General features: G+C 71.6%; 25 protein-coding genes. 13 read left to right on the top strand and 12 right to left on the bottom strand.

The annotated features are described in order from the left end of the window. Positions 1–2: 2 nt before the first annotated feature. The 4 genes from ABD466_RS41625 to ABD466_RS41610 all read right to left on the bottom strand — a co-directional run bounded on the left by ABD466_RS41625 (position 3) and on the right by ABD466_RS41610 (position 4148). On the bottom strand, positions 3–698 hold the full coding sequence (locus tag ABD466_RS41625) for a hypothetical protein (RefSeq protein WP_344662832.1): 696 nt from the start codon (positions 696–698) through the stop codon (positions 3–5). Between the two features lie 281 nt (positions 699–979). After that, the gene (locus ABD466_RS41620) at positions 980–1729 is read right to left on the bottom strand and encodes a response regulator transcription factor (RefSeq protein WP_344662831.1); all 750 of its coding nucleotides are present in this window, start codon (positions 1727–1729) and stop codon (positions 980–982) included. Between the two features lie 146 nt (positions 1730–1875). Further along, positions 1876–2544: a response regulator gene (locus tag ABD466_RS41615; RefSeq protein ID WP_344662830.1), complete on the bottom strand. Its 669-nt coding sequence runs from the start codon at positions 2542–2544 to the stop codon at positions 1876–1878. 5 nt (positions 2545–2549) lie between these two features. After that, positions 2550–4148: a sensor histidine kinase gene (locus ABD466_RS41610; protein WP_344662829.1), complete on the bottom strand. Its 1599-nt coding sequence runs from the start codon at positions 4146–4148 to the stop codon at positions 2550–2552. Between the two features lie 178 nt (positions 4149–4326). On the opposite strand from ABD466_RS41610, the gene dctA reads away from it, so the two are divergent. The 4 genes from dctA (at position 4327) to ABD466_RS41590 (ending at position 7545) form a co-directional block, all read left to right on the top strand. Next, positions 4327–5658 carry a C4-dicarboxylate transporter DctA gene (dctA, locus tag ABD466_RS41605; protein ID WP_344662828.1) on the top strand — a complete coding sequence of 444 codons (1332 nt, stop codon included), beginning with the start codon at positions 4327–4329 and terminating at the stop codon, positions 5656–5658. A 172-nt stretch (positions 5659–5830) separates the two neighbouring features. After that, positions 5831–6130 (top strand): WXG100 family type VII secretion target, encoded by a 300-nt coding sequence (locus ABD466_RS41600; protein WP_344662827.1) that lies wholly within the window; start codon positions 5831–5833, stop codon positions 6128–6130. A 205-nt stretch (positions 6131–6335) separates the two neighbouring features. After that, complete coding sequence (locus ABD466_RS41595) at positions 6336–6782, top strand: hypothetical protein (RefSeq protein WP_344662826.1); 447 nt, start codon at positions 6336–6338, stop codon at positions 6780–6782. A 79-nt stretch (positions 6783–6861) separates the two neighbouring features. Continuing rightward, positions 6862–7545: a hypothetical protein gene (locus ABD466_RS41590; RefSeq protein ID WP_344662825.1), complete on the top strand. Its 684-nt coding sequence runs from the start codon at positions 6862–6864 to the stop codon at positions 7543–7545. Here the strand turns inward: ABD466_RS41590 and rfbC are convergent. After that, positions 7533–8138 carry a dTDP-4-dehydrorhamnose 3,5-epimerase gene (gene rfbC / locus ABD466_RS41585; RefSeq protein ID WP_344662824.1) on the bottom strand — a complete coding sequence of 202 codons (606 nt, stop codon included), beginning with the start codon at positions 8136–8138 and terminating at the stop codon, positions 7533–7535. The genes ABD466_RS41590 and rfbC overlap by 13 nt on opposite strands. A 38-nt stretch (positions 8139–8176) precedes the next feature. Further along, positions 8177–9046 carry a glucose-1-phosphate thymidylyltransferase RfbA gene (rfbA, locus tag ABD466_RS41580; protein ID WP_344662823.1) on the bottom strand — a complete coding sequence of 290 codons (870 nt, stop codon included), beginning with the start codon at positions 9044–9046 and terminating at the stop codon, positions 8177–8179. A 75-nt stretch (positions 9047–9121) separates the two neighbouring features. On the opposite strand from rfbA, the gene rfbB reads away from it, so the two are divergent. From rfbB to ABD466_RS41565, 3 genes are all read left to right on the top strand, one after another. After that, a complete protein-coding gene (rfbB, locus tag ABD466_RS41575; RefSeq protein ID WP_344662822.1) occupies positions 9122–10132 on the top strand; it encodes a dTDP-glucose 4,6-dehydratase in 1011 nt (336 codons plus the stop codon). Continuing rightward, on the top strand, positions 10129–11031 hold the full coding sequence (gene rfbD, locus ABD466_RS41570) for a dTDP-4-dehydrorhamnose reductase (protein WP_344662821.1): 903 nt from the start codon (positions 10129–10131) through the stop codon (positions 11029–11031). The genes rfbB and rfbD overlap by 4 nt, the downstream gene beginning before the upstream one ends. Before the next feature lie 73 nt (positions 11032–11104). Then, on the top strand, positions 11105–11752 hold the full coding sequence (locus ABD466_RS41565; RefSeq protein ID WP_344662820.1) for an HdeD family acid-resistance protein: 648 nt from the start codon (positions 11105–11107) through the stop codon (positions 11750–11752). Positions 11753–11756: 4 nt separating this feature from the next. Here the strand turns inward: ABD466_RS41565 and ABD466_RS41560 are convergent, their stop codons facing one another. Continuing rightward, complete coding sequence (locus ABD466_RS41560; protein ID WP_344662819.1) at positions 11757–12674, bottom strand: glycosyltransferase; 918 nt, start codon at positions 12672–12674, stop codon at positions 11757–11759. A 77-nt stretch (positions 12675–12751) separates the two neighbouring features. Here ABD466_RS41560 and ABD466_RS41555 point away from each other — a divergent pair, with 77 nt between their 5' ends. The 5 genes from ABD466_RS41555 (at position 12752) to ABD466_RS41535 (ending at position 17590) form a co-directional block, all read left to right on the top strand. Next, positions 12752–14254, top strand: coding sequence for a hypothetical protein (locus ABD466_RS41555; RefSeq protein WP_344662818.1), 1503 nt, complete (start codon positions 12752–12754; stop codon positions 14252–14254). 163 nt (positions 14255–14417) lie between these two features. Then, the gene (locus tag ABD466_RS41550) at positions 14418–14927 is read left to right on the top strand and encodes a DUF2304 domain-containing protein (protein WP_344662817.1); all 510 of its coding nucleotides are present in this window, start codon (positions 14418–14420) and stop codon (positions 14925–14927) included. Then, positions 14917–15618, top strand: coding sequence for a glycosyltransferase family 2 protein (locus tag ABD466_RS41545; RefSeq protein ID WP_344662816.1), 702 nt, complete (start codon positions 14917–14919; stop codon positions 15616–15618). Before ABD466_RS41550 ends, ABD466_RS41545 begins: the two co-directional genes overlap by 11 nt. 65 nt (positions 15619–15683) lie before the next feature. Next, on the top strand, positions 15684–16673 hold the full coding sequence (locus ABD466_RS41540) for a glycosyltransferase family 2 protein (RefSeq protein WP_344662815.1): 990 nt from the start codon (positions 15684–15686) through the stop codon (positions 16671–16673). Continuing rightward, positions 16673–17590: a glycosyltransferase gene (locus tag ABD466_RS41535; protein WP_344662814.1), complete on the top strand. Its 918-nt coding sequence runs from the start codon at positions 16673–16675 to the stop codon at positions 17588–17590. Before ABD466_RS41540 ends, ABD466_RS41535 begins: the two co-directional genes overlap by 1 nt. Before the next feature lie 94 nt (positions 17591–17684). On the opposite strand, the gene ABD466_RS41530 is transcribed toward ABD466_RS41535, so the two are convergent. Together ABD466_RS41530 and ABD466_RS41525 are read right to left on the bottom strand one after the other, a co-directional pair. Beyond that, positions 17685–19079 carry a hypothetical protein gene (locus ABD466_RS41530; RefSeq protein ID WP_344662813.1) on the bottom strand — a complete coding sequence of 465 codons (1395 nt, stop codon included), beginning with the start codon at positions 19077–19079 and terminating at the stop codon, positions 17685–17687. A 95-nt stretch (positions 19080–19174) separates the two neighbouring features. Next, complete coding sequence (locus ABD466_RS41525) at positions 19175–20881, bottom strand: hypothetical protein (RefSeq protein ID WP_344662812.1); 1707 nt, start codon at positions 20879–20881, stop codon at positions 19175–19177. Between the two features lie 101 nt (positions 20882–20982). Here ABD466_RS41525 and ABD466_RS41520 point away from each other — a divergent pair, with 101 nt between their 5' ends. After that, positions 20983–21903 carry a glycosyltransferase gene (locus tag ABD466_RS41520; protein WP_344662811.1) on the top strand — a complete coding sequence of 307 codons (921 nt, stop codon included), beginning with the start codon at positions 20983–20985 and terminating at the stop codon, positions 21901–21903. Here ABD466_RS41520 and ABD466_RS41515 read toward each other — a convergent pair. The 3 genes from ABD466_RS41515 to ABD466_RS41505 all read right to left on the bottom strand — a co-directional run. Further along, the gene (locus ABD466_RS41515; protein WP_344662810.1) at positions 21876–23636 is read right to left on the bottom strand and encodes a DUF2142 domain-containing protein; all 1761 of its coding nucleotides are present in this window, start codon (positions 23634–23636) and stop codon (positions 21876–21878) included. The genes ABD466_RS41520 and ABD466_RS41515 overlap by 28 nt on opposite strands. A gap of 108 nt (positions 23637–23744) precedes the next feature. Further along, complete coding sequence (locus tag ABD466_RS41510; RefSeq protein ID WP_344662809.1) at positions 23745–25346, bottom strand: DUF2142 domain-containing protein; 1602 nt, start codon at positions 25344–25346, stop codon at positions 23745–23747. Positions 25347–25474: 128 nt separating this feature from the next. Next, positions 25475–25864: glycosyltransferase family protein (locus tag ABD466_RS41505; protein WP_486334158.1), on the bottom strand; the 390-nt coding region annotated here is incomplete at its 5' end.

The raw sequence follows: 25864 nt of genomic DNA, 5'->3' as shown, positions 1-25864 counted from the left end.
CCTCAGTACGACTTGGTGAGCATCAGGTCGGTGGCGTTCGCGATCGCCAGCACCTTGTCGGTGGGTACGGAGATGGTCGCGGTCATCGTGTCGGCGTTGTCCCGGGCCACCAGGGTCACCGTGCCCTGACTCTGCCAGCCGGTGGACGTGCTCTGCTGCCCGTTGCCGCCGGCGGTGACCGTGTCGGTGTAGAGCGTGAACTTGTCGCCGATGTTCATCTGCTGCGTCGGGTAGCGGCCCTGTTTGATCTGGATGCCCATCAGCGACGAGCCTGGCGGGAAGTCGACGGTGCCGTTGGACTGGTTGCCGAGCATGTCGGTGGTCAGCAGCGAACCCTTGACCAGGGTGTTGTACGTGACCTGGTTGTTCAGCTGGCCGACCTGGCTCCACAGCACGTACTTGATGCTGGAGTCCGCGGCGACGCTGGCCTCCTCGAACTGGTCCGCGCTAAGCTTCGACCCGGCCGCGATCGAGGTGCCGCCGACCTTCACCACCGAGATCCGGTTCCCCGACCGGTTCACGAGCAGCATCGTCGCCAGCGCCCCGGCCAGGATGAGCAGGACGGCCAGCGCCGCCAGCGCCGGCTTGCGCTCGCGCGTGGTGGTGGGCAGGCGGGTGGGGCCGGCCCCGCGCCCACCGGCGAACGGTCCGGCGCCCGTCGGCGCGGCGGCACCCGGGGTCGTACGGTCCTTGCTCACTGCTGTCTGCCCCGCTTACGCGTCAGGCCGCCTCGACAGAACGCAGCAGGCGGGATCGGAATCCGGCTCCGAGGCGGCGGTGGACGGTTCGCTTCCCCCCTGCGAGCGGTAATCGTAACCGCCTTTCCCAGCGCCGGGGGAGGGGCCTTTAGCGATCCCCACCAGTTCAGGCGGAACGCACTGTGCAGTCGTTGTCGAATCGCAACACGACGGGGCGAACCGGCGCGGTGCGCACCGCGCCGGTTCGCCCCGTCGTCGACATCCGGTGCCCGCTCACCCGATCACGCCGCCGCGGCCTCCCGCTCCCGCTCCGCCGCGTCCTCACGCAGCAGCCGCACCGTGTCCGGGTTCAGGCGCAGGAACGACTCCGGCGTCACCAGCCGGTACCCGACACCGCGCACCGTCGCGATCATCCCGGGCAGCGCCAGCTTCGAGCGCAGCGAGGCGACGTGCACCTCCAGCGACCGCTCCGCGCCGTCCCAGCCGGCCGGCCACAGCCGCGCGATCAGCTGGTCGCGGGCCAGCACCGTCCCGGCCTGCCGGGCCAGCACCACCAGCAGCTGGTACTCCTTCGGCCGCAGCGCGACCCGCTGGCCGTGCACGGTGACCGTCCGGGAATCCTCGGACACCACCAGCGGCCCGGCGGTGATCCGGCGCGGCGGCCCGGGCGTCAGCGGCGGCCGTGGTGGGGCCACGGCCAGGCGCAGACGCGCGGCCAGCTCCTGCAGGCCGAAGGGCTGGACCACGTAGTCGTCGATCCCGTTGTCGTGGCCGCGCAGCCAGGCGCCGAGGTCCACGCGGTGGGTGACGGCGATGATCGGGGCCTGCAGCTCGGAGCGCAGCCGGCGGCAGAACGCCAGCACCTCGCGGTCGACGATGCCGCACTCCAGCAGCACCACGTCCGGCAGCCTCCGCAGCGGTCCGGCCCCGGTGACGTCGGCGGCGTCCAGAACGTCGAAGCCCAGCGCGGCCAGGCCGCCGTTGAGCGTCCGGCTGCGCCGCCGACCCAGTCCGGTGATGAGAACTCGCATGGCCCCACTGTCCGACGCCCGGCTCACCATTTGCTCAACGTCGGATAGACGAGCTTGTCAACGCGGGTGTCGCGGCCCTTGGATGGCTGCTGACGAGTGCCCGCCGCCGGCCGGATGAACGTCCGGCGGACGCCGCCCGTCATCGGTCATCCAGCCCACTGATACACGGTCTCCGGCCGTCCCGGGCCGCCGTAGCGGGGCTGCCCCGAGACCAGCCGCCGCGCCGTCAGGTACTCGAGATACCGGCGCGTGGTCGGGGCGCTGACGCCGGCCCGGTCCGCCAACTCCGCGGCGGTCAACGGCGACGCCGTCCGCAGGATGCCGATGAGCGCGGTCAGCGTGCTGTCGGCCAGGCCCTTCGGCAACTGCGCCGGACGCGGCGAGCGCAGCCCGTCGAGGATCCGGTCGAGCTCGTCCTGCCGCAGCGTGTCGGCGGACTCAGCGGCCCGGCGGAAGTCGGCGTAGGCCTCCAGGCGCGAACGGAACGTCGAGAACTGGAACGGCTTGATCAGGTACTGCACGATCCCCAGCGACACCGCGGCCCGCACCGTCGGCAGGTCCCGCGCCGAGGTCACGGCGATCACGTCGACCGCGTCGCCCCGGGCCCGCAGCGTGCGGCACAGGTCCAGCCCGGTCATGTCCGGCAGGTACACGTCCAGCAGCACCAGGTCCACGTCGCGCGCGGCCAGCACCCGCAACGCGTCGGCGCCGGTGCGCGCGACGTCGGCGACCTCGAACCCGGGTACCCGCTCCACATAGAGGCGGTGCGCCTCGGCCAGCACGGGATCGTCCTCGACGACCAGGGTGCGGATCATGCGGGTCACGGCTCGGCCCGCCGGGGGATGCGGACGTCGACCACGGCGCCGCCGCCTTCGGCCCCGGACACCGCGACCGTGCCGCGGTTCCGCTTCACGATCTGCGCCACCAGCGCGAGTCCCAGACCGCGTCCGGCCTCGCCCTTGGTCGTGTATCCCCGCACGAAGACCTCCTCGCGCACCGCCTCGGGGATGCCCGGTCCGGTGTCGGCCACCCGCACCGAGAGGCCGTCCGCATCGTCGCTCAGATCGACGGTCACCGTCCTGGCCGCGGGTCCCTCACCGGCCGCGACCGCCTCCACCGCGTTGTCGATCAGGTTGCCCACCAACGTCACCGCGTCCGTCACCGGCAGCGGCAGATCGCGCACCGCGGTCAGCGCCCCGACGGTGAGCTCGATCCCCCGCTCCCGCGCCTGCGCCGCCTTCCCGAGCACCAGCGCGGCCAGCACCGGCTCCTCCACCGCGCCCATGATCCGGTCCACCAGCTCCTGCTGCGCCGCCAGCTCGCCGGTGGCGAACCGCACCGCGTCGCCGGGCCGGTCCAGCTCGATCAGCGTCACCACGGTGTGCAGCCGGTTCGCCGCCTCGTGGTTGGACGCGCGCAGTGCCTCCGCGAACCCCTGGACCGAGGCCAGTTCATCGGTCAGGGCCTGGATCTCGGTGCGGTCCCGCAGCGTCACCACGGTTCCCAGGTCCCGGCCGTCGCGACGGGCCGTGGACTGGTTGACGGTCAGGACGCGGTGCTCTGTGAGGTGGATGCCGTCGGCGACGTCCGCGCCGCCGGCGAGGACCGCGCCCAGCGAACCGTCCACGCCGAGCTCGTCCGGGGTCCGGCCGGTGCGTTGTGCGGGGAGGTCCAGCAGCCGGACCGCTTCGTCGTTGGCCAGGATGAGCCGCCCGGCGGGATCCAGCAGCAGCAGGCCCTCGCGCATCGCGTGCATGACCGCGTCGTGGTGCTCGTACAGCTCGGCCAGCGCGACCGGGCCCAGTCCCATGGTCTGGCGCCGCACGCGGCGGCCGACGGCGTACGCCCCGAGCACCGCCACCGCCAGCGCCGCCGCCGAGATCCCGACCACCAGCGGCAGCTGCCGCCCGAACAAGGAGCTGATGCGGTGCTCGGTGATCCCCACCGAGACCAGGCCGACGATCCGGCCGCCGTCGCCGGGGTCGCGGATCGGCACCACGGAACGCACCGACGGCCCCAGCGAGCCGCTGTAGGTCTCGGTGAACGGCCGGCCCGCGGCGGCGGGCGCGATGTGCCCCGCGAACGTGCCGCCGATCAGCGCCGGGTTCGGGTGCGTGTAGCGGACGCCCGTCGGCGTCATCACCACCACGAAGTCCACGCCGGCCTGGTGCTCCAGCTCGGTGGTCAACGGCTCCAGCACGGCGCTCGGATCCGGCGCGCGCAGCGCCGCGACCGTGGACGGCGCGACGGCCAGCGCCTCGGCCGTGGCCAGCACCTGCCGGCGCGCGCCGTCCCGCTCGGTGGCGTGCGCCTGCAGCACCGCCGCCGTGGACCCGGACGCGGTCAGCAGCACGACCAGCACGCACTGCATGAGCAGTACCTGCGTGGCGATGCTGAACCGGCTCCGGAGACGACGCATGCCCGAAGTGTCCCTGATGAACCGCCCCCGACCAAGCGAAACGGCAGATGGGGTGAGGTTCTGTTAAGGAAAAAGGCACGTGAGCGATACGTGCGCGTAATGCGCGTAACCGCGATCCCGATCTGTGACCTGCCCCACAGTGAACGGCGTCCGTCCGCCGCCGTCCTAGGGAGCGATCATGTCTGTAACCCCGGCAACCTCACCGCCGCCCGCGCGCGGCCGCTGGTACAAGCAGCTCTACGTCTGGGTCCTCGTCGGCATCGCCGCCGGCATCGCGCTCGGCGCCGCCGCGCCCGGTGTCGCCACCCAGCTGCAGCCGCTCGGCGACAGCTTCGTGAACCTGATCAAGATGGTCATCACGCCGGTGGTCTTCGTGACGGTGGTGACCGGCATCGCCGGCGTCGGCAAGCTGCGCGAGGTCGGCCGGGTGGGGATCCGGTCCCTGATCTACTTCGAGGTGCTGTCCACGGTCGCGCTGGCGATCGGGCTGCTGGTGATGGACGTGCTGCGGCCCGGCGCCGGGGTGCACGCCAAGGTGCCCAAGGCCACCGGCGCGGCGGCGGAGTACATCAAGACCGGCCAGACCCAGTCCGCCTGGCACTACCTGACCGACATGATCCCGAACAGCCTGGTCGGCGCCTTCAGCACGGGCAGCGTGCTGCAGGTCCTGGTGATCGCGGTGCTGGTCGCGGTCGCCATCAAGCTGGTGGGCGAGCCGGCGGTGCCGGTCGCGCGCGGCATCGAGGTGGTCGGCAAGGTGCTGTTCCAGGTGTTGCGGATCGTGATGTACGCCGCTCCGGTCGGCGCGTTCGGCGCCATGTCGTTCACCGTCGGCAAGTACGGTCTGCACACCCTGACGAGCCTGGGCAAGCTGATCGGCGTCTTCTACGGCACCGCGGCCGTGTTCGTGGTCGTGGTCCTGGGCGCGGTCGCCGCGACCCAGAAGGTGAACATCTTCCGGCTGCTGCGGTACATCGCGCCGGAGCTCCTCGTGGTGCTGGGCACCTCCTCCAGCGAGTCCGTGCTGCCGCGCATGATGGACAAGCTGGAGCAGGCCGGGGTGCGTCGCGACGTCGTCGGCCTGACCGTGCCCGCCGGCTACTCGTTCAACCTCGACGGGACCTGCATCTACCTGACCCTGGGCTCGCTCTACGTCGCGCAGGCCCTGGACGTGCACCTGTCGTTCGCGCAGCAGCTGACGATCCTCGGGGTGCTGCTGCTGACGTCCAAGGGCGCCGCCGGCGTCACCGGCTCCGGCTTCATCGTGCTGGCCGCGACGCTGTCCACGGTCGGCACCATCCCGGTGGCCGGCATCATGCTGATCTTCGGCATCGACAAGTTCATGAGCGAGTGCAGGGCCCTGACGAACCTGTGCGGCACCGCCGTCGGCACCATCGTCATCGCAGGCTGGGAGGGTGCTTTGGACCGGAATCGCCTGTCGGAGCAGCTCAATGCGCCCGGGGAGCGGTCCCCGGAACCGGTTCCAGAGGGTCTCGCCGCCCCGGCATAACGGGATAAACAGCCCGCTGAAATCAAGGTCGGTATCCAGGTATTGGTTGCAAACCCCGGGTATTTGCTGGCAGGCTGCGAGTGACAACACGGGGCTGGGAAGCGAAACGCTGTCCGGCTGAGGGCGCGCTCCATATACAGGGGGCGCTGAAGTACATGGGGAGAGTGCCTCAATGGCGAACGTTAACGTCACATACCAGGACATGCGGGACGCCGGCCACCAGCTGACGACCTACGAGCAGCAGATGCAGGACACGCTGAAGCAGGCCCAGGCGCTCGTGAAGAACCTGGTCGCCGGCGGCTTCGTCACCGACCAGGCGTCGAAGGCCTTCGACGACAAGTACCAGGAGTTCACCACCGGTGCCGGTCAGATGCTGGACGGTATGAAGGGCATGGCCCAGTACCTGAACAGCGCGGCCGACTCGATGGAGCAGACGGACTCGCACCTGGCGTCCGCGATCCGCGGCCAGTAAGGACCTTGAGCCCGCCGCCGAGCGGGCTTCGAGTCCACAGGGGCTCCCTCCGGGCACCCGGGGGGAGCCTTTTCGTATCTCAGAACAGGTGATCCCGGAACAGCGAACCCACATCGCCCATGCTGGGCCAAGCACCACATCCCGGTGATCGGTGCCAACGGCGTCGGCGGCGGGTTCCAGTGGAAGGTCCCTGAGGGGTGAGCTCATGAGCACGGCGCCGAACCCGACACGCCAGGCGGTCGGTACCGCCGAGGTCCGGCAGCGGCTGAAGAACCTCAAGAGCGCCAAGCGCCAGCGGCTGGAGGACTGGGGCTATCCGGTGGACCGGCTGGCCGAGCTGGCCGGGCGCGGCGACGCGCAGGCCGACGGGGTCGACGCCCTGCTCGCCATCATCCTGGACCGCGGTGGCTACACCCATGACGACGCCGACGTGGCGGCGGCCGAGAAGGTCGCGAAGTCGGTGGGCGCCAAGATGACGCCGCACGCGTACCTGGTGTCGCAGAACAAGGCGCCGGAGAAGCCGTCGTTCAACTACCGCGGTTCGGTGAAGCCGGGGCAGAAGGAGATGTCGGGGCTGGGCATGGCCGCCATCTTCGGCGGCGTGTTCCTGGTGCTGGTGATCGTCGCGGTGATCATCGTCGCAGCCCGCTGACGTGGGCAGGGCGCGCGAACGGCGGCGAGCGGCCCGGCGGCCTCCGCCGCCGTCCACCGCCGAGCTGCGTCGTGAGTACGTGCGGGGCCTGATACAGGGCACGCGGCTGCACAAGTCGCTGGCGGACATCAGCGTGCACGCCACGTCCGGATCAGCGTTCTGGCTCCAGACACTCGGCATCGGGCTCCTGTCGTTCGCCGGCGGCGTGGCGCTGGCGCTGTTCACGCTGCCGATCGTCGGAGTCTTCGCCGGGGTGGGCGCCGCGGTGCTCTGGCTGACGATCCGCAACGTCAGCGCCGAGTACCGGCGCACCGCGGACCACACGCTGTCGATCCTGGCCGCGGTGGGCTTCGTCCTGGCCACCCTGGTGGGATCGATCATGGTCCGGCCGGTCTACATGGCGCACTTCGGCACGTCCGGGATCGCGACGGAGCTGGCGGACATCGGGCCGTCGCACGCGCCGCGGGCGCGGGCGGGGGACCGGTGCGTGGTCCGGATGCCGGACCACAGCACGGAAGTCTTCAAGTGCCTGCGGCCGGGCGATCCGCTGCGCACCGCGAACGGCGGCTACCCGGTCTACTACGACACGCACCTTCGGCTTCCGCCGAGAGTGGACACCGCGGCCAGCCTGCACGCCGGGATCGGCGAGGGGCTGGCCGGCGGGGCGCTCGCGTTCGCGGTGGGGACCACGGTCGTGGGCCTGGGGCGGACGCGGCCCGGGGTGCTGTCGGACGGAGACGATCCCCGGCCTCAGGCGGTGTAGTCCTTCAGAGACCGCGTGTAGCCGAGGCATGCCTCGTAGCTCGGCAGCAGCCCGCTGTCCTTCGCCTCCGCGAACGACGGCGACTTGGTGTCCCGTTCCGACAGCTGCGGGACCTCCGCCGGCCACGCGATGCCCAGCTCGGCGTCGAGCGGGTGGATGCCGTGCTCGTGGCCCGGGTTGTAAGTGGCCGAGCAGAGGTAGGTCAGCGTGGCGTCGTCGGTCAGGGCGCAGAAGCCGTGGCCCAGGCCCTCGGCGATGTAGACGGCCCTGCGGGTCTCCTCGTCCAGCCGCACTCCCTCCCACCGGCCGAAGGTCGGGGAGCCGACGCGGATGTCCACGATCACGTCCAGGACCGCGCCGCGGGTGCAGGTGACGTACTTGGCCTGGCCGGGCGGCACGTCGGCGAAGTGGATGCCGCGGACCACGCCCGCCGCGGACACCGACAGGTTGCCCTGGCGCAGATCCAGGGGGTGGCCGACGGCCTCGGCCAGGTGGTCGAAGCGGTACCACTCGGTGAACAGGCCGCGCGGGTCGCCGTGCAGCTTCGGGCGGATCTCCCAGGCGCCGTCGATCGACAGGGGCACGATGTCCATGCTCGGGTGGCTCTCGTTTCTCGTGGGGTGCTTCGGGTTCAGATCGCGGGGTCGAGCAGGTGCAGCAGGTAGTCGCCGTAGCCGCTCTTGCACAGCGGCTCGGCGAGCTCGGCCAGCCGGGCGTCGTCGATGAACCCGGAGCGCCAGGCCACCTCCTCCACGCAGCCCACCTTGTAGCCCTGCCGCTGCTCGATGACGCGGACGTATTCGGCGGCCTGGACCATCGAGTCGAAGGTGCCGGTGTCCAGCCAGGCCGTGCCGCGCTCCAGCACCTGCACGGTCAGCTCGCCGCGGGACAGGTACTCGGCGTTCACGCCGGTGATCTCCAGCTCGCCGCGGGCGCTGGGCTTGAGCTGCTTGGCTATCTCCACGACCTGGTTGTCGTAGAAGTACAGGCCGGGCACGGCGAAGCGGGACTTGGGCTTGTCCGGCTTCTCCTCGATCGACACCGCGCGGCCGGACTCGTCGAACTCGACGACGCCGTAGTCCCGGGGGTTCGCCACCTCGTAGGCGAACACCACACCGCCGCTGGGCTCGGTGAGCAGCCGCAGCTGCCGGCCCAGGCCCACGCCGTGGAAGATGTTGTCGCCGAGCACCAGCGCCACCGAGTCGCCGCCGATGAACTCCTCGCCCAGTATGAACGCCTGGGCCAGCCCGTCCGGCCGCTCCTGCGCCACGTAGGCCAGGTCCAGGCCCCACTGCGAGCCGTCGCCGAGCAGCCGCTGGAACTGCGGCTGGTCCTCCGGGGTCGTGATCACGAGGATCTCGTAGATACCGGCCATCACCAGCGTGGACAGCGGGTAGTAGATCATCGGCTTGTCGAACACCGGCATGAGCTGCTTCGAGACGCCCTTGGTGATCGGCCACAGCCGAGAGCCGGTGCCGCCGGCCAGGATGATGCCACGCATGCCACCACTCTAATAGTCGGCAGAATGGCCAGACATAAGGAGAGACGCACTTTCGCGGCCGGTAAGCTCGAGCGGGTGAGGATTCTCGTGACCGGCGGTGCCGGGTTCATCGGCTCTGAGTACGTCCGCCAGCTTCTGACCCGGCCGGACACCGTCGACACGGTGACGGTGCTGGACGCTCTGACCTATTCGGGCGTCGAGGCCAACCTGGAGCCGGTACGGGACAACCCCGGCTTCACCTTCCACCGCGGCGACATCCGCGACGCCGACGTCGTGGACTCGGTGATGGCCGGCCACGACGCCGTCGTGCACTTCGCCGCCGAGTCGCACGTGGACCGCTCGATCCTGGGCGCCGGCCCGTTCGTGACCACCAACGTGGTGGGCACGCAGGTGCTGCTGGACGCGGCGCGCAAGCACGGCGTCGGCCGCTTCGTCCACGTCTCCACCGACGAGGTCTACGGCTCCATCGACGAGGGCTCCTGGACCGAGGAGTGGCCGCTGGCCCCGAACTCGGCCTACTCGGCCTCCAAGGCCGGCTCCGACCTGCTGGTGCTGGCCTACCACCGGACCCACGGCATGGACGTGGTGGTGACCCGTTGCTCCAACAACTACGGGCACTACCAGTTCCCGGAGAAGATGATCCCGCTGTCGGTGACCAACCTGCTGGACGGCGGCACCGTGGCGCTCTACGGCGACGGCTCCAACATCCGCGACTGGCTCCACGTCTCCGACCACTGCCGGGGCATCGACCTGGCGCTGCGCTCCGGCCGCGCCGGCGAGGTCTACAACATCGGCGGCGGCACCGAGATGACCAACCGCGACCTGGTGCAGCTCATGCTGGACGGCACCGGCAAGGACTGGTCCTCGGTGCGCATGGTCGAGGACCGCAAGGGGCACGACCGCCGCTACTCGCTGTCGATCGAGAAGATCCGCCGCGAACTCGGCTACGAGCCGCAGGTCCCGTTCCAGGAGGGCATGGCCCGCACCATCGACTGGTACAAGAACAACCGCGCCTGGTGGGAGCCCCTGAAGGGGAAGGCGGCGCTGGAAGCGGCGGGGGCCGGGAACGAGGGCGGCACCTCGTGACCCGCCCGGTCGTCATCGTCCCCGGCCGCCAGGCTCCCCGCCGCTGGCTGGTCACCGGGGCCGGCGGCATGCTCGGCGGCGACGTGGTGGCCCTGCTCCGCGCCGACCCGGACGCCGAGGTCACCGCGGTGACCCGGGCCGAGCTGGACATCACCGACGCCTCGGCGGTCCAGGCCGCGGTGGCCGGCCACGACATCGTGGTGAACACGGCGGCGTGGACCGACGTGGACGGCGCCGAGACGCACGAGGCCGAGGCCACCGCGGTCAACGGCGGCGGCGTCACCAGCCTGGCCTCGGCCTGCGCGGGCACCGGCGCGCGGCTGATCCAGCTGTCGACCGACTACGTGTTCGACGGCAAGGGCGTCGAGCCCTACGCCGAGGACGCCGCCACCGACCCGGTCAACGCCTACGGCCGCTCCAAGCTGGTCGGCGAGCACGCGGTCCTGGCCGTGCTGCCCCGGACCGGCTACGTGGTGCGGACCGCGTGGCTCTACGGCGCGGGCGGCCGGAACTTCGTGAGCACGATGCTGCGCCTGGCCGGCGAGCGGGAGACCGTCGAGGTGGTCGACGACCAGGTCGGCCAGCCCACGTGGACCGGCGCCCTGGCCGGGCAGCTGATCGCGCTCGGGCGGGCGCCCGAGGCCCCGGCCGGGATCTACCACGGCACCGCGAGCGGCCAGACCACCTGGTACGGGCTGGCGCGCGCGGTGTTCGAGCAGGCCGGCCTGGACCCGGACCGCGTGCGGCCGACCACGTCCGACAAGTTCGTCCGCCCGGCGGACCGGCCCAAGTACAGCGTGCTCGGGCACGCGCGCTGGGCGGCGGCCGGGCTGCCCGAGATGGCGGACTGGCGGGAGATGCTGGCGGCGAGCGGAGTGGCGGCGCCGTCGGCGATGTAGCGCTTGCGCTGTCCGGACGATCAGGAGTGTCCGTTTAGGCATCATTCGTCATAAAAACGGATATACATCCGGCATGAGCTACATGGACAACGCGGACACCCCCGACCGGGGCGCGGGGTACCCCGACCGGGGCGACGACGTCGACAACCCCTTGTGGAGACTCGGCCAGGCCGCGTGGCAGGCGCTGCTGCTCCTCGGGCTGGCCGCGATCGCGGTCGGGGTGATCACCCTGGTGTGGCCCGGCCAGACGCTGCTGGTGCTCGGCGTGCTGTTCGGCATCTACTTGCTGATCAGCGGCGTGATGGAGATCGTGGCGGCCTTCGGGGAGCACATCAGCGGAGGCATGCGCGTGCTGAACGTGATCGTCGGCGCCCTGTCGATCCTGCTGGGGGTGTTCTGCTTCCGGAACTCGCTGCACAACTCGGTGTTGCTGCTGAGCCTGTGGATCGGCATCGGGTTCCTGATGTTCGGCATCGCCACCGTGGTGACCAGCGCCTCGGCGCCGGCCGGGGTGCCCGGCAAGGGCTGGGGCGTGTTCCTCGGCATCATGACCGCGATCGGCGGGATCATCGTCATCTCCTGGCCGATCAGCTCCATCTTCACCCTGGCGGTGTTCGCCGGGATCTACCTGATCGCGATCGGCCTCGTCGAGGTCATCCACGCCTTCAGCCTGCGCAGCAAGGTGAAGCACGCCGGCATGGGCCGGCACGCCACGGTCTGACGCCTCACCCCTTCCGGCGCCGGACCGCCGGATGCTCGGCCCCCGCCGGGAGATAGCGGGGGTCGACGCGTGTCCGGAGGCCGTCGCGGAAGCCGCGCAGCAGGGCCGGGACATGGGTCCGCCGCCTCGGCTCGAACAGCAGGGTGTTCGTCAGCCGCTCGGCGAGGAAGACCAGGGACGAGGCCAGGGCCCGGGGCCGGCTTGCGAAGTGCCCGCGGTGCAGGATCGAGACGTTGCGGCCGATCCAGTACAGCCGCCACGCGGGGTAGTGGCTGTAGTGCGCGGTCCGCCCCCACCGGGTGTGGACCTCGCAGGCGCCGATCTCGTGCGGCAGCCGCAGGCGCCAGTCGATCAGGATGCGCCACCCGGCACGGCGCACGGCCAGGCAGAACGCGACGTCGACCCAGTCGAGGAACATGTCCTCGTCGAACGGGACCTTCTCCAGCACCTCGCGGCGGACCAGCATCCCGGAGGTGATGACCGCCTCCTCGTCGGACACCGTCTCCGTCCGGCGCGCTTCCGAGCAGTAGTACCGCTGGTGCTTCGGGTCCCAGGGGCTCGGCGCCGCGATGCCGACGTCCGGGTCGGCCAGGTCCGCGACCAGCCCCGGCACGATCTCGGGCGGGAGCTCGGAGTCCTGGTCCAGGAACAGCACCGCCTCGGCGGCCGAGGGCAGTTCGCAGACGGCGATGTTGAGCGCGGCGCCCAGGCCCACGTTGCGTCCGTGCGCGACCACCTTGACCCGCTCCCCGGCCAGCGCCGGCGCCCGCGAGTCCACGGCCGTGGCGGGCCAGGCGCCGGAGTCCGCACGCGGGGTGTTGTCCACCACGATGACCGACGAGCAGCTCCGCAGGGCCGACTCCACGGCCGCGGCCAGGCGCTCGTCGGGGTGATACGCCGTGAACACGGCGACGACGTCCATCGCGGCAAGCCCACCTTTCAGTGACGGAATCTGCAAGCGTATATTGTGCCGATTGGCATCGACTACCATCGAATCTCGTGTCCCCTCACAGTGCCGAGCGCCCGCGCGACGTCCGCTCTGTCCTGAGCCGGCTGACCGCCCCCGGACCGCTGCTGGCGGTGGGGCTCGGGGTCACCACGGTCGCCGCGTCGCTGTGGATCGCCATGGCGAACCGCGCGCTCGGCACCCACGTCGGGGCCCTGTTCTCCTTCTACTTCCTGGTGGGGACCATCGGCACCGGCGCGCTGGCCGGGCTGGAACAGGAGATGACCCGCACCGTCGCGCGGACGCACGCCGCCGGCCGCCCGGTCGGGGTGGCGGTGCGGGGCCAGCTGCGGCAGGCGGCCGGGCTCGCGACGGTGACCGTCCTCATCCTGGCCGCGGCCTCACCGCTGCTGGTCGCGCACTTTCTCGGCCGCAGCTGGCCGCTGGCCCTGGCGCTGCTCGCCGCGTTGGGTGCGACCTGGGCGTCGTTCCTGGTGCGCGGCGTGCTCGCGGGCTGCCAGGACTTCCGGTACTACAGCGGCACGCTGGTGGTGCAGGGCGTGGCCGCGGTCGTGCCGGCCGTGCTGCTGACGCTGGCCGGCTCGGACCACATGCTCGGCTACGCCTTCGCCTTCGGTCTGGCGCCGCTGGTCGCCGCGCTGAGCGGGCTCGCTTCGCCCGCGCTGCGGCACTCGTGGCGAGCGACCGGTGCCGGCCGGCCGGCCGAGCCGACCGAGCCGACCGAACCGTCCGATTCATCCGATTCAGGCGATTCGACTGAGACGACTGATTCCCACGATTCGAGCGAGCAGGCCGGGCCGTCCGTCGAGGAACCCGGCGGCAGCGCACGCGAGAAACTCATCCTCCTGACCCTGGCGACCCTGGTCAGCCAGATCGTGATCAACGCCGTCCCGCTGATCATCGGCCCGCGGCTGGCCGGTGGCGACGATCTGAGCCGGGAACTCGGCAAGGCGCTCAGCTCCTCGATGGGTCTGTCCCGCCTGGCGCTGCTGTGCCTGTTCCCGCTCCAGGCGCCGCTGCTTCCGCTGCTCGCCGCCGCCGCGGTGCGCGGCGACTTCCGCGAGGTGCGGCGCAAGACCGGGTTCCTGGTCGGCGCCTGTCTCGGCCTCGGTGTGCTCGGGGTAGCCGGTGTGGCCGCGGTCGGTCCGTGGGTGCTGCGGACCTACTTCGACGCTCCGGCCCCGTTGTCCCGCACCTTCCTGGCCGCGCTCGCCCTGAGCACCGCCTTCCTGATGACCGGTTTCGTCCTCCAGTCCGCGCAGGTCGCGCTGAACCGGCACCGCCTCGTGTTCGTGTCCTGGGTCGCCGGGCTCGCCGCCATGGCCGTGGTGTTCGCCCTGCCGCTGGGCCCGCTGGACGCCGCCGGGTGGGCCGGGATCGCCGGGCCGCTCGTGGTGACGGTGATCGCGGCCGTGGATGTGACGTTCGCGACCCGGACGGCGTCGTCCGGATCCCGGAACCCTGATCAAGCTGCTGACCTGGTCGCCGACGTCCCGTCGCCGTCCGCCCCGGTCGCGGAGGGTGTGCGCTCGTGAGCGCTATGCCCTGGCGCGGTGGACCGTGCCGCCGAGATCCCGGAATGAGACCCGATAGACTTCCCGGGTTCACCCATCGGGATCAGCCGACTACCGACGCGCCGGGGCGTGGCAGCACCCGCCGCGGACTCGGGACAAGCCACCACACCGGGAGTGGATCCACATGAAGCTGGCCATAATGACCGGTGTCGTGGCGCTCCTGCTCTTGGCACTCATCTTCGAGCTGCTGCGCCGCCGTCAACTGCGCGAGAAGTACGCGGTGCTGTGGCTCGTGGTCGGGCTGGTGACGCTGCCGCTCGGCTTCATCCCGTGGTCCCTGGACAACGTCTCCAGTTGGCTGGGCGTGGCCAGCGGCGCCAGCCTGGTGCTGTTCCTCGCCGTGGTGTTCCTGCTGGTGGTGTGCATCCACCTGAGCTGGGAGGCGTCCCGGCTGGAGGACGAGACGCGGGCCCTGGCCGAGGAGGTCGCGCTGATCCGCGCCGAACTGCGGGACGTGAAGGAGCAGCAGGCCGAGCAGGCGGCCGAGCAGACGACCGGGCAGCAGGGCGCGAACGGCACCGCGCCCAAGGCTCCGAACGGCGCCGCCCACGGAGCTCCGAACGGCACCGCGAACGGCCGGCCGGTCCCGATCGTCGCCCAGCGGGACGGGAAGGCGGTCGTCGGTGAACGCTGAGAAGCGCGTCCTCATCATCATCCCCGCCTGGAACGAGGCCGGATCGATAGCGGACGTCATCGCCGAGGTCCGCGACGAGCTGCCGGCCTACGACGTGCTGGTGGTCAACGACGGCTCCACCGACGACACCGAGCGCGTGGCCCTGGCCGCCGGCGCCCGCGTGGTCTCGCTGCCCTACAACCTCGGCGTCGGCGGCGCCATGCGCCTGGGCTACCGCTACGCCCACGAGCACGACTACGACGTCGCGATCCAGATCGACGCCGACGGCCAGCACGATCCCCGCTACGTCCCCAAGCTGATCGACGCGCTGGGCGAGGCCTCGGTGGTGATCGGCGCGCGCTTCGCCGGCGAGGGCGACTACCAGGTCCGCGGACCCCGCCGCTGGGCCATGGGCCTGCTGTCCCGGGTGCTGTCGCGGATGGCGAAGACCACGCTGAGCGACACCACCTCCGGCTTCCGCGCCTGCGACCGCGAGATCATCCGCCTGTTCGCCCAGTGGTACCCGGTCGAGTACCTCGGCGACACCGTCGAGACCCTGGTCCGGGTGATCCGCCTGGGACATCCGGTCGCCCAGGTCCCGGTGGCGATGCGCCCGCGCGCCGCGGGCATGCCCAGCAACTCGCCCGCGAAGGCGATGATCTACCTGGGCCGCGCCCTCATCACGTTGCTGCTGGCCGTCAACCGCCGGTGAGCCCGGATCCCGACCAGCCGACAGAGCTAACGACGACCCCGACTCGTGAGGCCGAAGACGCACCCATGACGACCATCGACATCATGCTCCCGTACTACGGCGACGTGGCCCTGATGCAGACCGCGGTCCGGAGCGTCATCGCCCAGTCCGACCCGGACTGGCGGCTGACGGTCGTCGACGACGGCCGGGAACCGGGCGTCCCCGAGTGGTTCGCCGCTCTGGACGACCCCCGCGTCACCTACCAGCGCAACGAGCGGAACCTGGGCATCACCGGCAACTTCACCAAGTGCCTGCACCTGGCCGAGGCCGAATACCTGGTGATGATGGGCACCGACGACGTCATGCTGCCCGGCTACGTCGCGGAGGTCCGGCGCATCATGAAGGAGTACCCGGGCGTCGGCATCATCCAGCCCGGTGTAGAGGTCATCGACGGCGCGGGCGCCGTCGTGAACACGCTCGTCGACCAGGTCAAGGCTCGGATCTACCAGCCCCGCTTCAGCGGCACGCTCCGGATGGGCGGCGAGGAGCTGGCGGCGAGCCTGCTGCGGGGCTGCTGGTTCTACTTCCCGTCGCTGTGCTGGCGGTCCGCGGCCGTCAAGGAGGTCGGCTTCCGCGCCGATCTGCACATCATCCAGGACCTGGCGCTGGTCATCGATCTGATCGAGGCGGGCGAGGACATGGTGCTGTCCGACGAGGTGGTGTTCCAGTACCGCCGCCACGCCGCGAGCCTCAGCTCGGCGGAGGCCATGGCCGGCAAGCGGTTCGCCGAGGCCCGGCGCTACTTCGTCGGCGCGTCGGCGCAGATGGCGGCGCTCGGGTGGCCGCGGGCTGCGAAGGCGGCGCGGCGGTACACGGCGTCACGACTGCACGCCATGACGCTGATGCCGGCGGCGCTCAAGGCGCGTTCGGTGCCTGGAGTGAAGAACCTGGCACGGCATGCTTTGCTGCCCGCGCCCCGGGTGGGGCAGGTCCGGGCGGAGCAGACGGCCCGTGGGGAGCAGACGGCCCGTGTGGCGGAGCCGACGGCCCGGGCGAGCCGTGGGGAGCAGGCCTGATGGCGGCCTCCGTGCGCATCGCCGCCGTGGTGACGGCTTACCACCCCGATGAGCGTCTGCTGGCCGTGGTCGACTCCGTGCGGGGCTCCTGCGCCGAGGTCGTGGTCGTGGACAACACCCCCGACGGCGCGGACTCCACCGCGGACCGGATCGCGGCCGACACCAAGACCGTGACCGTCCTGCGCCCCGGCGTGAACCGCGGACTGTCCCACGCCCTGAACCTCGGCGTCTCCCGCCTCTCCCGCGACATAGAGGCCGTGGTCTTCCTCGACCAGGACTCGGTGCTGGAACCCGACGTCGTCCCCCGGCTGGCCGAACACCTGACGGACGAGACCATCGGCGTCGCCACGCCGGCGCCGTGGGACACCGTCCACGAGCGGTTCTACGAGACGTTCTCGGGCCGCCACGGAGACGTCGCGGACCGGGCCATCTCCATCACCTCCGGGATGCTGATCCGGCGCTCGCTGCTGGAGCGCGTGGGGGAGTTCCGCGAGGACTTCTTCGTGGACTACGCGGACCTCGAGTACTCGCTTCGGGTCCGCCGCACCGGCGCACGGATCGTGCAGGACAAGCGCCTCAAGCTGCCGCACTCGATCGGCGAGCGGCGCACCCACCGGTTTCTGGGCATGCGCGTGGCGGTCACGCACAAGGCTCCGTGGCGCGACTACTGGCAGATTCGCAATGGGCTGATCACCATCCGCGAGCAGGGGCGGTTCTCGCCGGCGTGGGCGGTGACGGCGGCGCTCTACCTGGGACGTGCCGCGGTGCAGGCTGTCATGTTCGAGGACGATCGCTCTGCTCACGCTCGTGCGGTGCTGCACGGGGTGCGCGACGCGGCTACGCGTAAGTACAGCTTGCGATACCTGCCCTCGGGGGCCGAGCTGACGGTCAGGACGGACGGCAAGGAGCGGCGGTGACGTCTCGGGGGCCGGGGATCACGGGCTCGGCGGGCTGAGCATCGGCCGGAGGACGCGGATGAGCAGCAGCGGGTGATCGAGATGTTGACGAGCCCTACCGCGAACCCCCCAGCACATTCCTCCGCGCCTGACCCACATCACCCGCATCCAACGCAGCGATCCCCCGCGCATCCAGATCCCGCAGCGGGCTTCCCAACTCCCTCCGCGTCTGCAAGTACAACCGGACTGTCAGCGTCGGAGCATCAGCGGGATCGATGATGGCGTCCAGATTCAGCTGGGGGTCGTCACGGAGGAACCATGCTGTCTGCAGCATCGCCTTCTGGCGGGAGAACAGCCGGTTGCGGTCGCTGATGGCGTCGTCGAGGACGAAGGTGCTGTGGAAGCAGCCCACTGCGGCGACTGTTGCGAGGGCCGCCTGCCAGCGCAGGCGCGACTCCATCGTGCGCAGTGTTTCGGCCAGCATCGGGAGGATGAAGACGGCCGCTATGTACACGTAGCGGGAGGTGCCCGCCAGCTGGTCTCCGTACTGGGCGCGGACCAGGCCGGTCAGGCAGAACTGGGCCACCACGCCGACGCCGAGGCCGACCGCGAGGGCTGAGGTGCGTCCTCGGCGGCACAGGAGGGCGAACAGGGCGACGAACGTCGCGAAGCCGATCCAGCGGTACTGCCAGTCCAAGCCGATGATGCCGGTCATGCCGGAGCCCAGGCCGGTGGGGACGAACGTGAACAGTCCGCTGGCGGCGTGGAGCGTCAGGGGCGAGCGGGCCTCGGTGGCGTGCTGGGCGCCGTACAGCGGGTACCAGACGCCGTATGCGACGATCGGTGCCGCGAGAACGGCTGCCACCTTCCGGTACCGGCTCCACAGGCGGGGCACCAACGGCTCCGGGACAGCGCTCGGCACCGCGGTGGCCTCCATGCCCCCGCCCCGCCTCAGCGCCCGTCCAAGCCCCAGCCCCCCGCACCGCAGCACCATCGAAACCCCAGCCGCGACAACGAAGAAGAGCCCCTCCCCCGAAGACGCCAGCGACAGCACCAGTGCGACCGAAGCCCCGACCAGCGCCCGCCGTGAAGGCCGCTCCGCATCCAGCAGCACCAAGGCCACCAGCCCGAACAGCACCGAGCACGAGAACCCGATCTGGAACGCCCAGATGAAGTCGTCCGACCCACGCCCCAGGACCAGCATGATCGCCGCGGCACCGATGCCCAGCGCGTCGCCGCAGCGCCGCCGGATCACCACGAACAGCAGGAACGCGTTCCCGCAGTGGAGGAGCAGCAGGGCCGCGCTGTAGGGAAGGTAGCTGTGCATCCCGAACAGGCCGATCAGCAGGCGGTAGACCACCATCGGCACGGTGGACCAGTGCTCGTTGTGGGGCACGAAGTAGTCCTCGAACCGCCACCGTTCGGCCTTGTCGACGAAGTCCCACTCGTCGTAGTAGAAGTCCAGGCGTCGCACGGCCCAGAGCAGCGCCGCGAACACCACCGCGCACATGCCGAGGACGATATGCGCGGAGTACTTGAATCGCAGGTCTGCAAATGTCGTCGCCTGCCTCGGTGCCGTTTCCGGCCGCACCGCGACATCATCGGCTATTGACACCCCTGGGACCCCTCTACGCGGTACACGTACACCCGTGCATCTCCAGCCAGCCCGTAAGTCTTGTAGTGCTGGACAGAGACTAGCCGCCACCCGGCTGCCGCGCGCGAGGACGGTGAAACCACGAAGCAGGGCGAGTGGTTCGGCAGGTACCGCAGCGCTCCGAACATGTCCACTCCCACTGACCGATCCGGATGATCCGCCATCGCGGCGGGGGAGTGGTACCCGTCCCACACCAACCCGGCTTCGACGTGGGCCGCGTCGGCCTGACCCGAGTCGACCAGCCGGGTGGCGGTCCGCCACACCGTGGCGTCGAAGGCGAAGGCGTTCGCCACCAGCGTCGCGCCGGTCACCACGACCAGCCCCGCGGAGACGGCCGACGCGAGCGCCGCAGCCCCGAAGCGCCGTGAGGTGGGTAGCGGCCCCGTCAGCAGGACCACCAGCGCCGGAATCGCCAGCGGCAGCAGGTACCGGTCGTAGATGTCCCGCCCCTGCCCGACCTCCAGAACCGTGCCGAGGACGGTCACCACCGCGAACAGCAGGATCTCCGGCCGCACGCCGAGTCCCCATCCCCGCTCGCCGACCCGCTGCACCACGTGGCCGACCAGCAGCGCCGCCGACACGCACGCGAGCCACCCCAGCACCGCCCACCAGACGTTCCCGAGCAGCAGCGGCCGCCCCGAGGCGGTCGCCGCCGAGTAGGCGCCGTCGTGGCCGACGTAGTTCCCGAGGAACGCCCCCTTGTCCCAGGCGGCGAGCAGCCCCGCTCCGAGCGTCACCGCTCCGGCGGTCCAGGCCCGTCGGCCCCAGGCGCGCGGCCGCACCACAGCCAGCACGACCGGGCTCACCGCCAGGGCGACCGTCAGCAGTCCCTGCACCAGCGCCACGGCCACGAACTCGGCCGTCACCGTGCGCACCGTGAAGTCCGGCGCGCCGCCGCCGGGGATCCCGCGCCGCCAGAGCTCGAACACGCCCAGCGCCGCCAGGATCAGCACGCCGGCCCCGAGCACCTGTGCCACCGTGAAGACCGGACGACGGTGCCCGCGCTCGCGGTCGGCCCGGTACCGGGCCCGGAACAGGGCGACCGCCAGCACCGCGGCCGGCGCCGCCAGCACCTGCTCCCGCACCGTCGCGCCCCACAGACCGACCGCGCACGACGCCGCGAGCCACCGGCCCGACGCGCCGTCCAGGGCCCGCCGTCCCAGCGCCAGCGTTCCGGCCACGGCCGCGAACGCCGGCACGTCGGTCATGAACGACGTCGACAGCAGCGCGAAGCCCGGCCACAGCGCCACCACGAGCGTTCCCACGGCGGCGCGCCGTCGGCCCTCGGGACCGAACGCTCCGCACAGCACGTCGAAGCACGCCGCCAGTCCGGCGACCGCGAGCCCGGCGACCACGACCGACTGCGCGGCCAGCGACGCCCCGACCGGCCAGACCAGCACCACCTGCCCGGCCAGGCCCATCATGTTCCAGTTGAACATCGGGAGGTGCCCGGTCCGGGCGAACTCCTGGGCCGAGCGCCCGAAGGCCCACGTGTCGTTGTGGGGGATGCCCAGGTTGCCGCTGAGCGCGGCATAGGCGAGCGGGAGGAAGACGCCGAGCAGCAAGGCCGCGCCGAGGGGGAGGAGCCACGCGCGGGATCGGCTCGGGGTGCCGCCCGCCGACGTCGCGCGGGTGTCGTCCGCGAGTCCTAGTGCCAAGGCCGCCGCCCCCGTCTTCTCACCTTGGGTACACGTGTCTCGAAAGTCGAGGCTACCGCAGCGGTCGGGATGGCCCGATCCGTCTCGAATAGGATGGCCCGATGCCGACCATCGCCGCGGTAGCCACGGCCTTCCATCCCGACGAGCGTCTGACGGCGGTTGTGGAGGCGGCGCTCAAGAGCTGCCAGCGCGTGGTCGTGGTGGACAACACACCGGACGGCCCCCAGAACGACGGCCCGTTCCTCACCGACAAGCTCCGCGACCTGGCGGGCGTCACGGTGCTGCGGGACGGCCGCAACCGCGGGCTGGCCGGCGCGCTGAACGCCGGCGTCGCCGAACTCACGGCGCCGACCGCCGGAGACGCCGCCGACGGCGCGGCCCCGGACCTCGTGCTCTTCCTCGACCAGGATTCTGTGCTCGGCGAGGATCTGGTGCTGGGCCTGGCCGCCCACTTCGAGGACCCCGCGGTGGCGATCGCGGCGCCGGCCCCTTGGGACGAGCGTCAGGGCCGGTACTACGAGCCGGGCACCGAGAAGGCCCCGGACGTCGCCGAGCGCGACGCCGTCATCACCTCCGGGATGCTGGTGCGCGGCAGTGTCCTGGCCGAGGTCGGCCCGTTCCGCACCGACTTCTTCGTCGACCACGTCGACAACGACTTCTGCCTCCGCGTCCGCGCCGCCGGCTACCGCATCCTGCGGGACAAGCGCCACAAGCTCGCGCACAGCCTCGGCCAGCGCAACCAGCACAAGCTGCCCGGCGTCTCGGTGTCCTCGTCGCGGCACCCGACGTGGCGGCTGTACTGGATCGCGCGCAACGGCACCGTCCTGCTCCGCGAGCACCGCGCGGACGCCCCGGCGTGGTGCCGCGGCACCGGCGCGTATCTCGTCTGGTGGTTCCTGCTGCGGACGGCGATCGAGGCCCCGCGTGGACCGCGCGCCCTCGCGATGCTGCGGGGCTTCCGGGACGGCTTCCGCGGCCGGGCCGCGGACCGCCGCTATCTCCCGCCGGGCGCCGAGCTCTGAGACCCGGCGCTCAGCAGCCCCGGATCGTCCCGGCCGGCCCCTGAACCGTCGGCGTGGCCGTTCATCCCGGACAGCACGCCGTCGCCGGGTGCGACGACCGTCGGGACCGGACCGCCCGTCGCGGTGGCGGGGGCCGGACCGTCGGTCGCGGTGGCCGGGGCCGGCCCCGACCCCGGGGTGCCGGGCGCCGCGGTGTCGTCGGGCGTCCGGCTGCCGAGCACCGTCAGCGCGGCCAGTCCGGCGCCGACCAGGTACAGCACCACCACCAGGACCATCGACCCGGGCGGCGACCAGACCGGGTGCAGCGGCACCCAGGACCCGTGCGAGCCGACCATGTAGCGGCGCAGCGTCGTGTAGAACATCAGGAAGCCGAGAAGCAGCGTCGACGCGGTCACGGCCAGCGGCAGCCGCTCCAGGAGGCGCCCCAGCGCTGGTCGCCGCGGGCTCCGCTTGGCCAGTATCGCCGCGGCCAGCAGCGGCAGGCCGGCCGCCACCGCCAGCAGGTAGCGGCCCTGCCAGATGTAGCCGAGGGTCTGGGCCTGCCGGCCCTGGGCCAGGACGGGGATCGCGATCACCGAGATCCCCAGCAGCGCCAGGGCGGCCACGTCCCGCACCTTCCCGACCGCGCACGCGGCGGCGATCAGGGCCAGCACCGGGACGAACCACAGTTCCGCGAGGTGGTACGGCGGGCGGACGTCCAGCCAGCCGAAGAAGCCGACCATCTGCCGCAGGTAGTCCAGGCTCTGGCCCAGGGTGTGCTTGGCGGCGACGGCGAACGTCAGGTTCGGGTGCGCGTCCGAGCCGCCGCTGCTCAGGACCAGGACGTTGAACTTGGCGGTCCAGGCGACGCAGCCCAGGCCGACCGCGCCGACCGCGGCGCTCCACAGCCACACCTGCGGCCGCCGCAGCACCGCGCGCAGCGCGCCGGGCCGCCCGGCCAGTGCCGCGCACACGACGATGACCATGGCCCACGCCGGGCCCAGCTGCCGGACCGAGACCAGGGCGAGCGTGGCCAGCCCGGCCCGGGCGAGCAGCCGGGGGACCAGCTCCGGCTGCGGGTCGGTCATCAGGCTCAGCACGGCGGCCCACAGCAGGATCGCCGCGCCGGCCTCCAGCGAGTTCGGGTTCACCGATCCGGCCAGGAACAGCACCATCGGCGTGGCGGCGGCCAGCACGGCGGCCAGCGGGTAGCGGCGGCGGCGGCTCCACTGGGACGCCGTCACCACCGCGCTGGCCAGCATCGCCGCGCACAGCGCCGCCGACACCACCCGCATGCCGTACATGCCGAGCGGGCCGTCGGACAGCAGGCTCGGCCAGCCCACGGCCAGGTAGTACAGCGGGTTGTTGGCACCGGCGGTGGTGCCGGCGATCGCCACCCCGGACTGCGCGCCCGGGGTCCGGGCGCAGGAGGCCGGCACCTTGGCGTCGGCGAAGTAGCACTCGTGCAGGTTGACCAGGTCCGCGTACGAGGTCGGCAGGCGGTAGCCGGTCATCGGCACGTGGTTCGTGACCGGCCCGTTGTGGGTGACCCAGGTCACCGGGGCGCCGTGCAGCTGGCCGCGGACCGTGGCCGCGGCCTTGACCATGTGGAAGGGCTCGTCCGGGACCGAGGTCAGCGGCGAGGCCAGGGCCCAGGCGACGGACAGGGCGAAGAAGGCCGCGAACGCGGTGAGCCAGACCCGGAGCGGGCTCCAGGTGCCGGGCGTCAACCCCGCAGCCAGTCGCCGCAGCATCCGTACTCCTTCGTCCGTGTTCCGCCCCGCAACGAAACCGGCCGCTCCCCCGCTGGCCCTGGGCGTCCCACCATGCTACCGACCAGTCTTCGGAACGGGGCTCGACGCTCAGGAAATCCTTATGTACCGTTCACGGATTGTGACCGAATGGACGTCCGATATCGGTCCGGAACCGGTGGCGCGGTACACCAGGGTGAGCAAGGCCACGGTTCCCGCCACCCCGAGCAGGACCGCGGGGACCGCCGCGCCCGGCGGCGTCCAGGCCCCGGAGAACGGGTTGACCGAGGACGTCTCGCCGAACAGGAAGAACAGGTTCGGGTGCCGGGACGTGAAGGCGTGCTCGAAGCGGATCATCGTGATCCACAGCGCCACGGCCTGGGCCGGGATCAGGACCCACGCCGCCCGGCGCATCAGGCGCACCTGGCGGGGCACCGCGACCAGGCCCCGGTCGGCGGCCGCGAAGCCGGCCAGGATCGGGGCCCCGACCAGCAGCGGCAGCGCGTACCGGCCCTGCGAGAACCACCAGTTGCTGGCCGCCGCCTTCAGGTCCGCGCCGACCAGGAACAGGTAGCCGCCGACGACGATCGCCGCCAGTTGCAGCAGCACCCGGACACCCGCCTTGCGGGCGACCGCGACGAGCAGCGCGCCGACCGCGACGAACCAGGCCAGGGTGAGCGGGAACGGGATCGCGACGTCTCCGTAGGAGGTCAGCCCGACCAGTCCGGAGGTGTAGAACGGGACGCGGTGCGTCAGCTCCTTGACCCACAACTCCGTGCCCTGCGGAACGGCGTTGGTGGTCTTCCCCACGGCGGGGATGCCGCCCTGCGTCGACAGCAGTATCCAGGCCGCGCCGAACACGGCCGCCGCCGCCACCGCGGCCGCCCAGGCCCGCACCGCCGGCCGCCGGGCCAGCTCGGCCATGCGCTCGCGCTGCGCGCCGAAGGCGGTCACCGCGAGCGCGGCCAGCAGCCAGCCGATGCCGAGTTCGCGGAGGACCGCCAGCGTGCCGGCCGAGAAGCCGAACAGGGCCAGGGTGCCCTTGGAGTCGTCGCGGGCCATCAGGATCGCGATCAGCGCCGTCCACACCGCCACCGCCGCGGCGATCTCCGGCCCGGCCGGGTTCACCGCGCCGGTCAGGTTCACCGCCACCGGCGTCAGCGCCAGCAGCACGCCGCCGAGCATCAGGGGCCCCCGGCCCGGCATCAGCCGCACCGCCACCGCGACCGCACCGGCCAGCAGCGCGCTGGTCAGCAGACAGGTCAGCAGGCGCGCGGCGACGACGCCGGTGAAGTCCGGCGCCAGCTTGAGCGGCCATCCGACCACGGCGTAGTAGAGCGGGTTGTAGTTCGCGGCCCCGCTGGTGGTCTCCACCATGCGGGACTCGTCGCCGGGCGCCGGCGCGCTGACGCAGCCCGCTGAGACGTCCAGCTTCCAGCGCATGCAGGAGGCTGCGTCGTCGTCGGCGACGCCGGCGGGTACCAGGCTCCGGGGGACGGTCACCTGGGCGTTGACGCGTGCTGCGATCTGCCCGTCGAGCACCCCGTAGGCGCGCACCACGTGCCGGAACTCGTCCGGGGGACCGTCGTAGGGCAGGGCGACCGACCAGGCGGCGCCGAGCAGGAAGAAGCCGAGGAAAGCCGCCACGAACGCCCGGGGCCCCGTGGACCGCGGCAGCAGGCGCAGGACGGAGCGGAACGCGGCGGACGGCATCATGCCAGTGTAGGGCCGTTCATCGTACGGATCGACCTACTCGGGCCCCGGTCGCCGAGGACGGATGGTGACGACCGCGTGGCGATCGTCACCATCCTTACGTCGTGTCGGCGGACGGTCGCCGCCGGTTACTTCTTGCCGGCCAGACGGCCCAGGCGGTACTTCGTGCCCCAGACGGTGGTCCGCCACAGGGCCTCGGCCACGATGTTGCCGCTCATCTTGGACGCGCCGAGTTCGCGCTCGACGAAGGTGATGGGCACCTCGACGACCTTCAGCCCGGCCCGCGTGACGCGCCAGGCCAGGTCGACCTGGAAGGTGTAGCCGGCGGACTCCACGCTGGCGAGGTCGATCTTCTCCAGCGTCGCGCGCCGGAACAGGCGGTAGCCGCCGGTCGCGTCCTTCAGCCGCATCCCGGTCACCATGCGCACCCAGGTGTTGCCGCCGCGGGACAGGATCTCGCGCCGCTTGGGCCAGCCCACGGTCTTGCCGCCGGGCACGTAACGCGAGCCGAGCACCAG

Source organism: Catenulispora subtropica (assembly GCF_039531675.1).
Lineage (GTDB): Bacteria > Actinomycetota > Actinomycetes > Streptomycetales > Catenulisporaceae > Catenulispora > Catenulispora subtropica.
Note: the sequence above shows the minus strand (reverse complement) of the source record. Positions and strands in the feature narration are given on the sequence as shown.